10 protein-coding genes are annotated in these 13291 nt (G+C 59.3%); 7 read left to right on the top strand and 3 right to left on the bottom strand.

Annotated elements, in window-relative coordinates; translation table 11 throughout:
- Positions 1 to 57: 57 nt before the first annotated feature.
- Positions 58 to 1188 (bottom strand): hypothetical protein, encoded by a 1131-nt coding sequence (locus BG60_RS29625; protein ID WP_144403806.1) that lies wholly within the window; start codon positions 1186 to 1188, stop codon positions 58 to 60.
- Positions 1189 to 1398: 210 nt separating this feature from the next.
- Here BG60_RS29625 and BG60_RS29620 point away from each other — a divergent pair, with 210 nt between their 5' ends.
- The gene (locus BG60_RS29620; RefSeq protein ID WP_008345267.1) at positions 1399 to 1650 is read left to right on the top strand and encodes a hypothetical protein; all 252 of its coding nucleotides are present in this window, start codon (positions 1399 to 1401) and stop codon (positions 1648 to 1650) included.
- A gap of 52 nt (positions 1651 to 1702) precedes the next feature.
- Here BG60_RS29620 and BG60_RS29615 read toward each other — a convergent pair whose 3' ends face one another.
- Both BG60_RS29615 and BG60_RS38390 read right to left on the bottom strand, forming a co-directional pair.
- Positions 1703 to 2533, bottom strand: coding sequence for a hypothetical protein (locus BG60_RS29615; protein ID WP_034473692.1), 831 nt, complete (start codon positions 2531 to 2533; stop codon positions 1703 to 1705).
- A gap of 62 nt (positions 2534 to 2595) precedes the next feature.
- Entirely contained in the window at positions 2596 to 2817 is a 222-nt protein-coding gene (locus BG60_RS38390; RefSeq protein ID WP_144403805.1) for a hypothetical protein, read from the bottom strand.
- Between the two features lie 662 nt (positions 2818 to 3479).
- Between BG60_RS38390 and BG60_RS29600 the strand changes: the two genes are divergently transcribed.
- From BG60_RS29600 to BG60_RS29575, 6 genes are all read left to right on the top strand, one after another.
- On the top strand, positions 3480 to 4700 hold the full coding sequence (locus BG60_RS29600; protein WP_008345263.1) for a ParA family protein: 1221 nt from the start codon (positions 3480 to 3482) through the stop codon (positions 4698 to 4700).
- The gene (locus BG60_RS29595; protein ID WP_235366323.1) at positions 4687 to 5727 is read left to right on the top strand and encodes a ParB/RepB/Spo0J family partition protein; all 1041 of its coding nucleotides are present in this window, start codon (positions 4687 to 4689) and stop codon (positions 5725 to 5727) included. The genes BG60_RS29600 and BG60_RS29595 overlap by 14 nt, the downstream gene beginning before the upstream one ends.
- Positions 5728 to 5969: 242 nt before the next feature.
- Entirely contained in the window at positions 5970 to 7124 is a 1155-nt protein-coding gene (locus tag BG60_RS29590) for a hypothetical protein (protein ID WP_034473697.1), read from the top strand.
- A gap of 1623 nt (positions 7125 to 8747) precedes the next feature.
- Positions 8748 to 9464, top strand: coding sequence for a hypothetical protein (locus BG60_RS29585; RefSeq protein ID WP_008345260.1), 717 nt, complete (start codon positions 8748 to 8750; stop codon positions 9462 to 9464).
- Positions 9457 to 11421, top strand: coding sequence for a site-specific integrase (locus tag BG60_RS29580; RefSeq protein WP_008345259.1), 1965 nt, complete (start codon positions 9457 to 9459; stop codon positions 11419 to 11421). The genes BG60_RS29585 and BG60_RS29580 overlap by 8 nt, the downstream gene beginning before the upstream one ends.
- Before the next feature lie 498 nt (positions 11422 to 11919).
- Complete coding sequence (locus tag BG60_RS29575) at positions 11920 to 13257, top strand: hypothetical protein (RefSeq protein WP_034473690.1); 1338 nt, start codon at positions 11920 to 11922, stop codon at positions 13255 to 13257.
- Positions 13258 to 13291 lie beyond the last annotated feature (34 nt).

Genomic DNA, 13291 nt, shown 5'->3' with positions numbered 1-13291 from the left:
CCGATACCTGCATGTAGGAGGATCCGTGGGATGTGTCGTTGTGCTCTAGCCGCTGGGTCAGACAGCGAATCGGGCTTCGATATATCCGTAGACGATCTGTTTGTCGCCGAAGAACGAGACGTGGATGTAGTCGCCATCCCCGTTCAGTCCTTCGACTTGAAAATCGGCCTCGACGTGCGTCTCGCCACGAGGGGTGTCGAACACGTGCTTCGAGTTGACGTCGGCCTTTTCGTAAATTGGGACACAGTCCTGCGTCAATTCGACCACGAATTTGCCTGGTTGCAGTTGCTTAATCTGCTGGCGTGTTCGATGTATCGACAAGATGATGTCCAGCGTGGAGCTGAAGATGTACTCGATGTTGTCCGCCAGCACGGCTGCATCGAGCTTAGCGAAGTCATTCTTCACGATCCAACGTGACTCGTCCTTAGTGCGGTACACCTCGGGCGTCAGTGCGTGCACATTCCAGAAAGTGGTGGGATCGGCCCCGTACTTCAAGAGCTTCTGGTCTATTTCACTACGAATGTACACGGTGTAATCGGTCGGATCGTTCACGTACTTGTCGATATAGGCTTTGTTTCGAGCGTACTGTGGCGCGTCCGTCCACCCGCCGCTTAGCAGCCCCACCATCTGTCCCGACTTGAAGGCCTCGACGCTGTAGTGGCCTTCGATTTCGACGTACAAAGCCTGTCGACACTGGATCGCACATTCCCGCAAATCGCCTTGTGCCCGCGCATCGCGCGCGGCGATTAGCGCGTCCTTCGCCTCCCCATCCAAGAGAAGGTCGATCGCGCTGATGGTTGAGAACGATGCGCCCAGGACGGTACCGCAGACCGAATCGAAAAATTCCTGCACCGTCAACGTGAGCCGGTTGCACTCATCGCGCGCTGGTTGAAGACCATGGTGCTTGGAATTAACCCGCAGTTGGTTAAGTTGCATGAGACGAATTTTGAAAGGCAACGGTGAGGCGAGCTTCTGATCGATCAAAACGAAGTACTTGTCGAACGGCGTATTCTTATCGAGCGGCGCGTCAACATGATCGGCAATGGCTAGCAGAAACGCTTCGACCGCGTCTTGCAGCAAGTTGACGGCGGAAAAGAGATGCAAGTCATTAGCCGATCTCAGGCTCACGTTCGCGAGTTCAAGATGATGCCTTGCTAGGTTCATGCGACGTACGACTTCGATTTTCATTTTGTCTCCAAGCTCTTTTCGGTCTTTGCGCGGCCAGTGGAAGGCGGCCTCAGACCCACGCTCCAACGCACGGTCAGCGCTTTCTACCATAGCGCTTAAGTTCCTGCTTCGGTGACCGTTATCCCTTCTGTCAGAGTCCTATTTCACTCTGATTCCAAGTCGAAAGGAGCAGACGTGAATAGTGCAGAGATGCGTCAGGGAGCTTAAGAGATGTGGTCGATATTCATGATAACGGTCACGGCCCTTTTCGCGGTCCAAGTCGTCAGAGCGAAGCGAAGCTATTTTTGGCCGGGCGCGCCTTTTCTCATCCAGGCGATCTTCAAAATGTTTGAGGCCAAGCCGCCGGAGCCGACGTCTACTTTAACTGCTGTTGCGGTCGCATTTCTCGCCTATTACATCGTCGGCCAACTCAGGCCACGGTCTAAGGACGAAGACGTGCCGCCAGCCGCCCCCGGCGCGTGAGTGGGTTATAGGCAATTGCAGCGCGCTCTTCGGAGCGCGCTTTATGCCGTCGTCAGGCGAGCTTGCTACGGACAGCCGCCGCGAGTTGCTCATCTGCCAGCTCGAGCACTTGCGCGACGGCCAGCCAGCTCTTTGCTCGAATGTACTTCGAGTGGATATAAGCCGATTGGACTCCCACGACGCGTGTGGCTGCCTCGGGTGACCAAACCCCGGATACGTTGTCGACGACCTCCCAGATAGACGCCCCGCTCACTCCCGGAAGTTCTGGTGTTTGTATCGGTTGCCCCGTTACAGACGTCGCCTCGCCACTGTAGTCAAAAAAGAGGTCCAGACCGGGGACTATGGGGTCTTCCGCCCCGGACGGCACAGACCGCATGCGCTGTGTATAGGCGGTGACAAGCCTGCCCTTCACCCATCCCCGATCCATCTCCGTCAGTGATCCCGGGTAGCCGGAGACGAAGAAGGCATTGTCACTCGTGCTTCCGGAGACAGGCGCGACGTTATCAAGCGAAAGGTATTGCCAGTTTGTGTCGAGGCACTGGATCGTCTTTTCGTCCAGTAGCTCGATCACCGCAACGTCAACATGTTCTTCCTTTGGCAAGATGTAATTGGCCGTGCCGAACGTGGACGTCCCGCCTTGTAGAGGACTCTCGGGGTATCCAAACTTTTCATGATCTACGTTATCGAAGATGTGTCGCGCCGTGATGACAAAGCGTCGTTGCGCAATTCTGAACAGCGTCCCAGTTGCCCGCAAAACCGTGTCGGCGCCGACCTCAAGAAGAATCGGTAAGGTGACGTTAAACGCAAATCGCTCAATGGCGATGACCTCTTGTCGTCGTTGTTCACTTGGAGTTAGGCCTGCACGAGCTGGTGTGTCCGTCATTGAAGTAATCGACTGTACTGAAGCTGGTTATGTAAGGGATGACAGCGCGGCGCCGGATGCCCTTAGGCAGCCGTTCCAGCGGCGGTGACGACGAATCCGTGATTGTCAGGCGTGAGCCAGCCGCTCTTTTTACAAATTTCAAGGGCGTTGTTCAGTTCCGAGACACCGCCACCGGAGGCTACCCAGGGCTTAACAATGTCATCGGCGTGGGCAACATCTCCGCCCACGAAGCCTTGCTCTTTGAGAATGGCCAGAACGGCGCGGGCAGCTTGTTCTTCTTTCATGTTCGCTCCTATGAAGAGCTCGACTATAACGGCATTGTCCGAGCCGAGTCTCCCTCCTTTTCCTAGTCCGGAAATCGCCTTCTGCTAAGCAGGCCTATATGTCTCGTCGGTTTTTTATCCCTGGCCCAAAGGGTATACGACTGAGCGCCCTACCCCGGTCGTAACCCATTCACTACTCAGACAGAGGACCAGATGCCCAGCGAAATCGATGAGGTGGCACCGAACCGATTTGCAGATGCGCTACTGATTCAGCAAGGCGCGAGTAACCCCAGCGGCGTAACCCGGACGCTTGTCCGCGCGATTAACGCTTGCCACCGAGAGAATGTCTCGACAAGCGAAGACGCGGCCGTCCGATTAATCATCCACCAGCTCGCACATATCTGCGGGGTCTGGGAGATCGACCACGTACCGGAAGTCTATAGCACCTTGACCGAAGCCTGTGAGGCGAGAAAACGAGCGTGCTAGCAGACGGGACAAAAGACGTCAAGAGCTAGATCACCCAAGAACCGCCGTCGAGCGGCTGGCAACGCCAAAGGTTCACTCTTAAGAGTTTACTTGAAGTAAACCCAGTTAACGAATATGCTCCGTCTGAATCAAATCACCCTCAATTTGAATGCGTTGATCCTAGTTGAGGGTGATCACCCAAAACTCAGGGGAAATTAATGTCCGAGAGCGACGTCCTCATTTCCAAATCGCTTGCGATCGACGAGGCGCCCACATCGATCGCCGACCTTCTGTCAATCAAGGAACGCAGTCAGCGCGCGTTCAGTCATCGGCGTGGCTTGCTGCTCGAACCGTACCCGCGAAAAAGAGCACCGGTCTTCTCATCGAACGACATTATTTCACTCTGCAACCTCTCGCGCGATCAGTTCAAGTATCTGTCGCGCAAGGGCGAGTTGCCTAACGGCCATCAGCCGGAGAACAAGCGAGCCAAAGAGTATTCCTTGGCCGACGCAATCGCATGGGTGCGAGGCACGACCAAGCGCGCGACGCGTCCGGAAGGCGTTCGAGGCCGGATTATAGCGGTGGCCAATTTTAAGGGGGGTGTCGCCAAGACATCGACCGCCGTCGCGTTGGGCCAGGCCCTATCACTCAGCGGTCGCCGCGTTTTGGTTATCGATTGTGATCCACAAGGTTCGGCTACCCAACTCTGTGGATATGCGCCAGATGCGGAGATCGAGGACAAAGACACGATCCTGCCACTGATTTACCGTGACCATCCGACACTGCACTACGCGGTTAAGGAAACGTACTGGCAAAACCTCGATTTGGTGCCGGCTTCGACGATGTTGTTCGACGCCGAGTTCGAGATCCCCAAACAGATCGCAGAGGCGCTGGAGAAGCGGGTTCATTTTAAGTGGTGGGACATTCTGCGCGCCGGATTAGAACCAGTGGCCGCTGAGTTCGACGCGGTGATCATCGACACCCCGCCTTCGCTCTCGTACATCACGCTCAATTCCTTAGTGGCTGCCGATGCGATTCTGATGCCCTGCCCGCCTGAAGGTCTGGACTTCGCCAGTTCCACGCAGTTTTGGGATCTGGCGGCTGAGACGCTTTCGGGCGTACCGGGCTTTGAAGAGTCCAAGCAGTACGACTTCGTGAACATTTTGTTGACCAAAGCGCGTAACACGGAGCTATCCAGGAAAGTCCGACAGTGGCTCGCCGACGCCTATGGCGAGCGCCTGTTGCCGTTTGTGGTGCCCGAGTCCTCCGTGCAGACCACAGTGGCCGCGGGTCTTTGCACCATTTACGACACTACGAAGTCGGACTGGGGCAGCGGCAGCTACGCGCGGATTCGTGAGCCGCTTGATCAACTTACCGAGTTTGTGAACTCACATCTCGAACGTGCTTGGAAGCGGGAGGTCGCTCATGTCGCGGTTTAAGGATCGGTTGTTCGACAAGATGACGGTACCCGATTCTGGATCGTCATCACCTCCGAGCCCACCATCCAACACTCCTGTGCCAGAAGCCGCCCGGACGTCACCGGGACGCCTGCTTAACGCCCAGAATCGGATTCTCGAGTCCGACGAGAGGCGTGCGCAAGCTGAGAGCAAGCTCGCCGACGCCCTAGCCCGCATCCAGGCTCTGGAATCTGCAGCACCCTCCGGTGAGGCTTGGGAGTTACCCGTCGAGAAGCTTCACGAGGTCGCCGGGCGTCGTCGGTATATGGCTCCTGAGAAATACGCGGAGTTGCGCGAGAACCTGCGACACAACAAGCTCGTGCATCCGGTCGTGGTGCTGCCGCGCGCTGATGGAGAGTGGGACATCTGGTCCGGCCATCATCGCTGGGACGCTCATAAGGACCTCGGCAAACCTACGATCCGTTGCGTGTTGGGCACCGCGGACGACGAGGTCGAGGCAACCACCGGCGCGTTCTTCGCCAACCTGATGCAGTCCGACCTGACCGACTACGAGAAGTACGTCGGGCTGAAGCGATTCCAGGAAGGTCACGCTGGTCTGTCGCAGACAGAGGTCGCCGAGCGCGCGGGATTGAGCAAGCAATTCGTGAGCGAACTTTTCGCGTTCGACCGTCTGCCGGCGGAAGCGCTTTCTGTGATCGAGGCGAACAAGTCGATGATCGGAAGCAGTGCGGTCAAAGAACTCGCTGGACTAACAGAGGCGGGGAAAGGCCAGCGTGTAATTGCCGCGGTCAAACTCCTGGCAGAGAAAAAGCTCGATCAAGGGCAGACCGTGAAATACGCGCGAGCCACCGACGCGCCGGCTAAGCCCGCTGCAACACCCGAGACATTCAAGATCAAGGCAGGCAAGACCACGTGGTGCGACGTCCGACTCGTAAAAAACGTCATGCGCTTGGAGTTCAAGGACGAAGCCGAAGCGGCTGAAGTTCAGAAGGTGATCCGCGAGCATCTCGAGACCATCGCCAAGTCGCGCGCGGAAGCAAAAGCGTAAGTGTTTGATTTTATTGCTGTCGGGAAACCCGACGATACATCGAGGGCCTGAAATGTAGGGACCAGAAAAGACAAAAGCCTTCGGCGCCAACCGAAGGCTTTTGAATGAGGGCTTGGCTGGAAACCGCGCCCCGCGACACTCACCGACTGGAAATCGGTAAAGAGCCTAGACAACTCGGAGTGTAGCGCAACGCGAAAGTCAGTCAAGTTAATTCCATCCATTTTCTGAAAATGGACGCTGACATGCGTATCGCGTTCGCACCCTGTGCGGCTGGCGAGGGTGACTCACACCCTTCTGAAACCCATGCCTTTTCTACAGACAATACGAATCTGCCTTGGGTTATCCTTCGCGCGGTTCATCGAGCGGCTCAGCTCGACGGCATCTCCACCCGGGCGCGAGCAGTACTCGCCGCACTGGCACGGACCGTCGATGCGCAAAAGCCCTTCGCTGAAATCTTTGCCCGTCGCACACTTCTTAGCGAACGCGCCATGCAGTCCGAGCGCACCTTCTATCGCAGCCTTGCCGATCTGGAGCAAGCGGGCCTGATCGAGCGCCCCGCGCAGCGTCGCTACGTCGAAGCAGGATTGTTCGGACGCGCCTATCTGCATCTCACGCCCAAGGCTACGATGCTTCTCGGACTGATCGAAGACACCCGCGAGGAGACCACAGGCCACCCGCAGGAGGAGCAGGATGCGCTTGTGGTTTCGCAACGTTTTGCGCATCCGTCTGCCAATGTGGCAGACGGTGCTAATACTAAGGATCTAAACCCTAACGCTTTTCAAAAGAGACAACCGGGGCACGTCCCGCAGGACCTCCAGCGTCTGCGGTCCCTGGGCTTTTTGGATTTCTTGATTTTTAAACTGATGCGCGAAGCCCGCGAGTCCGGCAAGCGTCTGTCCGATGTCGTGGAAGTCTGCTGGCCGCACTTGCGGCAAGCCAAGCGCCCGATCAACTACCTGCGCACGCTTCTATCGAGCACCACCGACTTCGGCCACCAGCTGCGCGCGAAGGCCGAGACACTGGCTCTCGTACGAGAAGCCGACCGGGCGCGAGCAAACGCTGACGTGACTGTGCGCGCGCTTGACGGCCAGTCGTTCCTCGACCCCGGCCGCAAAATGCGCTACACGGTTGCCGATGCCGGTACGACTTTGACTGTCCAAAGCCTTCTGGACGGCGTGGTGCGTCGTGCAGCAGGGCAGTGGGCTGTGGGCTTTGTCGCAGCACTCACGGAAGGGAGGATCACGCCCGAGGAGGGTGCGAACCATTCGCACCTTGATGTGGCTGTCGCTCATCGCCCGAGCGAGATTGAACGCTCGTCGCTCGCGCGCCCGCGAGAACTGACCATGAGCGTCTCTGAGCACCTCAGCAAGCTACGTGCGCTGTGCCGGCGGGCGTGAAACAGTCTGGGGCAAATACTCAGGCCCCCCAAACCGTTACCCGGTGGGGCCAAGAGCGTGAAAGCGCGCCGATGTTTCACGGTTTTTTGAAGCGTTCTCGAAAAAATTCGTTTCACATAGCATCTTCGGGCCGAAACGGACTTGGTCTACCCGCCGCGACGACTGTTCGTATTTCTCGCTACGGAACTTGTAACTATCAATACACAGGCGGAGCAATCAAAAAAACGACGCAGCAACTCGAATGGCTCACTTATACGACATGGACAGGCCAAACAACGATCGGGACGCCATTCTCCGTCGGTACGAGCAGATTCGAAGCCCCTCGACGTAACGACTGTCGTCCAGTCGAAGATCTAGTGCAATGGGCGCCGGCGCTTCTTCCAACCGGCCTTCACGCGCGCGAAACTGATTGCTGAAGCGTTCGTGAGCCATCCGAGTGCCGTGCGTAAAGCGGCACCGTTGCTCGCAACGCCGTCACCGAAAACCTGGCCTGCATCACCGATTGCGTCGCTCTGGGGGCCGACCCGTTCGGTCTATGCAGAACCAACGACCTGGCAGACCGACAAGTACGAGTTCTATAGCGCCGTGCTTGCGGTCGTTCGACCGCGAATCACGCATCCGGATGACGCCCAGCGCCTCGCACGGTTCGACTCATGGCCGGACACTTGCGCCGCGAGAAGGCGGAGCGAACTACCTTGGACGACTTGAACACACGGTCGACTCCGTCGGCCAATCCACGCAGCCTCAGACACCTCGGACATTCAGCCGCCCTGAACACTAGTCGTGTTCGGCAGCTACCGAGAGGCGCGCCATTTCCGACTCACCCTCACCATTGCGACCATGAATCGAGAAGTCGCTCGCCGAATACCAAGCGACTCTGTAGTCAACACGTCACCTATACTTAGGGATTGCAATGGATCTCAGAATCATGGCCCCGGAGCGTTTTGCCGCGGTAATGGAGTTTGCAATAGGCGTGGGCGTGGCCGCCCGTTTCTTAGAACGACTGGAGTATCTCTCAACCTACGCGGACGGGGAGTGTATGCGACCCAAACAGTGTCGCTGTATCTATTCAACATCGAAGCTGACGAGGACGAGGAATTCTCTGTAACGGTCAGATGCGCGGCCCGACAGTTGAACACCTGATTGAGCAATCCAAGCATGATGGCTTGATTGCCGGCGGTCGCATGGAAGAGGCAATCACTGACGCATTCAACAGACATAGCGCCCGCAGCGTTGTGCAAAATCCGCGGGCGAGGTCCAGTCCTCTACGGTCGTTGAGCTGAGGCAGTGGCTGGAAGGTTCGGCTGAGAAGGTTCGTCACAACTCACGATCGACACGCCCGAGAGCCTGGGCGTGTCGCACCTGCTCCACATATCGACGAACACCGCGATCCGCAAGTTCGTGCCCCTGATCGGGCGTCGTCAGCGAACATGGAAGACCGCACGGTGCCGCGCGTATGCGTGTACCCTCAGCTGTGCTGCCTTCAAGCATTCATTAGCCGCGGTGACAATCGAAACACGGCCACACTAGTTTTGATTGGCAATCCTTATAATGTCTATTATCGGGATAGCGTTTCAAGAGTAAAATCGGCGTTGTTCCAAGACGCGCGACAGGGGAGGGCCCGTGGCACAAGGGTTTGCAGACGATGACGAGAAAAACGGCCAGCGCGCGCGACACGGTTCGCCCGACGCCGATCGTCACCTCGATCACGACCCGAATCACGACGATTCGCACCGCTGGCCGACCGAGGCGCCGAGCGTCGCGGTCGCCCGCGTCGTGCTCAACGTCGACGAGGCGATCACGTTGAAACGCACCGCTGCGGCTGCCGGGCTCACGGCCCACCACCACGCGGTGCCATCGCTGCCGCGAGGCTTGCCGCTCAGGCCGACGCGCATGGAACTCGCGGTCGTGATCGCGCTCGCCGAGACTTACGGCGCCGCTCTATATAAAGAGACGCGTTTTCTCCCGGTGATCGACTGCATCGCCAATGACGGGGCGGTCGCGCTGGTGCAGCGGGTGATGTATGGCGCGCGCGCCGAAACTGACTTCGACGTCACCGCGCGCACGGCGGAGAACACGCGACTGGCCGAGGTGCTGCGCGACGCGCGCGTGGCCTTCGAATTTCTGTGCGCGACCTGGCCCGACGTGTTTCTCGCGGAGACCCACGCGCTACTCGCCGACCTCGGCGTGCACGTCCGTCCGCCGGACGCGGATCGGATGCCGCAGATGGGCGGGGCTGACGACGCCGATTCCGACGCCGACACCGATGCGGGCCCCGGCGACGACGATGATGATGACGCTGACGAACCCGATGAAGACGCAGAGGGCGGATATGGCTGAGCGTCGCGCCTCCTCCGGAAAAGGCACTCTCTCCGGCAACACCGTCACCGACGTCGCCGACGTCGCGATCCCGCGCGGCTTCACGACCAAGGATTTCACGGCGCTGCGCGCGTACGTGCAGCGCATCGCGCCGGCGATCATCGCGCGCACCTATTACGACCCGGACGAGGATCCGCATGCGGCGACGCCCGCGGCGATGGAGCGCTATCTCACCGGCATGCGCGACACGCTGGTGCAGCTCGCGCTAGCCCACGGCTCGACCGCACTCGCCGAGCACCTGCGCGCGTCGATCAAGCAGCACGGCCAGCCGAAGCTCACCGCGGTCACGTTCCGCATGGTCACCGAGGCCGCGCAGCTCGCCGCGGCCGCGCCGCACGCCGATCACGCGATCGGTGCGTGGTTGCGTCCGCGCGTTGCGCGGCGCCTGAAAGGGGAGGGGATCACGACGCTCGGTGAGCTGGTCGCATTCTGCAACCGGCGAGGGCCCAGCTGGTGGCGCTCGATCCCGCGCATCGGTCGCGGTCGGGCGCGGGCGATCGTCAGCTGGCTGCGCAAGCAGCAGGCGGCCCTGCAGCTCACGGTCGACCTCGACGTCGACTCGGCAGAGCACGATGGCGTGCCGCTGGTCGCGGACGAGCTCGTCGAGGTGGTGCCGGATTTTGCGAGCGAGCGCAGGGAGGGGAAGCAACCCGGTCGACTCACGCTGGGGCCGCTGGAACGGTTGGCGGTGCCGCACGCGCTGTCCGGCGCGAAGGGTGAAAACCGCTCCACCGCGTTCTGCTACATCCAGGCGAACCACGACCTCGATGCGGTGCGCGCGTATCTGAATCGCTTTCGGGATCAGCCGAAAACACTGCGGGCTTATACCAAGGTGTTGGAACGCTTCCTGTTGTGGGCGGTGGTGTTGCGCGGCAAGGCGCTGAGCGATCTGCGGGTCGATGACTGCGAGGCATACAAGGACTTCCTGAAGGATCCCGATCCGCGCTTCGTGGGCGAGCGCTTCGCGCGGCACTCGCCGCGCTGGCGGCCCTTCGCCTCGTCAAGCTCCGCCACGGCTGATGGCAAGGCATCGCTGTCGGCCGACTCGCAGCGCTATGCCGTTCGGGCGCTTCGCACCGCCTTCGCCTGGTGGGTCGATGTGCGATATCTGGCCGGCAATCCCTGGAAGGCGGTCAACGATCCGGTGGTGGTCAAGCGCGCGAGCCCCATGAAAATCGAGCGCGCTTTGCCGGCCGCGTTGTGGCGCAAGCTGCGGGTCGAGTTGGATGCGCGTTCGGCTGACCAAGGCGCCGTTCAGTGGCGCGCCGTGCGGGCGGCAATTTTACTGTTGGGCGACTCTGGCCTACGACGTGAAGAAGCGGCGAACGCCCGGTGCGACAGTTTGAAATCATCGATTTACGGGACGCTCGATCGACCGGTGTGGGAACTGACCGTCGTCGGCAAGGGGCAGCGCGAGCGAACGGTTCCGGTGAGTGCCGCGACACTCGACGCCCTGCGCGCGCATTGGGCGGATCGACGGAAGCTGTTCGACGCGGACATCGAGGGTGATGTCCCGCGCGGACCCTTGATCGCGCCGATCTTCATTCCTTGGACCGAAGCATCGAAGCAACGGCATCGGGCGGGGCAAGGCCTCGGACCCATCCAGTCGAACGAGGCGGGTTACACGGCCGATGGCCTGAACCGGTTGATCTGCCGGATGTTGAACGAGCTGGTTGAGACCATGGACACGCTTGATCCGGAAGACCGGATGCGGCTCGGCCAGGTCAACGCGCATGCATTCAGGCACACCTTCGGCACCCAGTCCGTCGCCGACGAGGTCCCGGTCGATGTGGTGCAGAAGGTGCTCGGTCATGCCTCCCTGCAAACGACGACGATTTACGTGCAGGCGGAAAAGAAGCGGATGCTGGAAGAGATCGCCGGCTACTACCAACGGAAAACCAAAGGGGCTGCGCCATGACGCTTGCGTCTGTTTCACGGCGGACAGCAGAGAGAGGCGTGTCGAAACGGCCCTCCGCGTTGCCCTCGTTCTGGCACAATTTCATCCAACAAATGCAAAAGGCCCGCCGATTGGCGGGCCTTTGAAAGGGTTGGGGAACAGAAAATGTAGCGGGACACCGCCCAGACCCACACCCCTGACCCCTTAGTAACCGTGCCGTCAACAACTGCCAGACGGGCTTGCTTGGGTAGGACGTACTCTAACCGCCCAAAGTTCCCTGGTCAACCGAAACCGACCTCGCCGTGCGGGCAAAACGACGCAAGTGTTCGCCGCTCGACGAGAGGCAAAAAAACCGACTGAACGCATGAAGCACGATCCGAGAATAGCAAAATTTCCGCTGACCCGCGAACAGTCCGTGTTTGTGAGCGTGTGGTTCAACATGACCTACGCCTATTCGCTGGACTCACACCGGGTGCGCGTCATGCACGCGGTAATATCCTTGAAGAGCTCACGCGCCTCATGAATTTGTCTCACGCGAGCACTGCGGATGTCCGGATGGTCGCGCGGGAGGCGATTGGCATCCTCGAGAACGAGGCAGTCCTGACGCGGCCGGTCTTCAAGGACGCAACGCGAAATATTGGAGCGTTGCTTGCCAAGTCCTTCGGTGACAAGGCGGACAAGGGTGCCTTCGAAAAAGGGCGTGCGTTGCTCGAATCGCATCTGCGCGAATATTTGCATCTGCTGCATCAGCACTACGTTGACGAGGTGATCCGTGGGCTTAAAGACGCCACACTGGCCCCAGACACGCGCCCAGAGTCCGATCGATTCCAAGAGATCCGATCGCTTACCGGGAGCCTGATCAGTCGGCTCATTGCCCGAGGCCAGAGCATTGAGGGACTGTTTCAGCTCTATCGGCAAGTGCTCGTTCCGCTGAAGCCCCCGAAGAAAGCTTACGTGTTCGCCAAGAAGTTTGATCTGCTCACGCGGTTTATTACTGATGAGAGGCGGACGTGGCGCGCAAGCTTTGCGATCGACGGCGTGACCGACTCAAGGTCCTTTCCCGCGAAGATCGGCGACATCGCGTTCCATCAGGGCGCACCTGAGGGCGTCTCGGTTTTCCCCGGCATGAAAGAACAGGGGCATCGGCTCTTCGCCCAAGGTGAAGCCGACGCGATCGACGCGCGTACCGCCGGTCAACTGCTCCATGAGCGCATCAATCGCGTCCTTGATCTGGTGCGATTCGAGTACGACCGCGCCAACATTACGGTGTCCGACCAGTTCGTCATCGCGCCGGCGACAGGGGGTGATCTACGATTGCTGCCGATTCCCAAGGTGGTTCCGAACCCTCAGTCTTCGATCAGCGCAGCGGAACTAGACGTATTTGCTCAAAACGTCGGTCGCTTGGTCACCGGCGAGCGCTTCGCATCCGAGGGGCGGGAACGTGTGCTCGCTGCCTTCCGCCTCTATCGTACCGGCGCGGATACGACAAGTTTCGAGAACAAACTCGTGAATTGGTGGACCGCGCTGGAGTTTCTGGCAAAAGGAAGCGGAGGATCAGCAGGGATCGGTGAGCAGGTTGAAAACAGTGTGACGCCCGTGCTGATGGGCATCTCCGTTGTGAACCATCTGACCGCGTATCGCGAGATGCTGTTGGAGTTGTCGGTGGAACTCTTCGACCCAGCAACCAACCAAGCGATCGCGTTGAAAGAGCTGAACTTCAGTGATCTCTACGCGGTGCTTGCGCAGCCCGAACATCGACAGACTATCAATGATCGACTTCGCGATTTACCGCTGACGCAGATGCGCTTCGAGCAGTTCATGCATTACCTCGCGACGCCCGCTGTCAGCGTCGGATAGATACTCCTCATTTTCGTCGAAGTAAATTTCCCCG

Origin of the sequence: Caballeronia zhejiangensis (assembly GCF_000698575.1) — a bacterium.
Taxonomy (GTDB): domain Bacteria; phylum Pseudomonadota; class Gammaproteobacteria; order Burkholderiales; family Burkholderiaceae; genus Caballeronia; species Caballeronia zhejiangensis.
The sequence above is the reverse complement of the archived record's forward strand: the minus strand, read 5'-3'. Positions and strand labels throughout refer to the sequence as shown.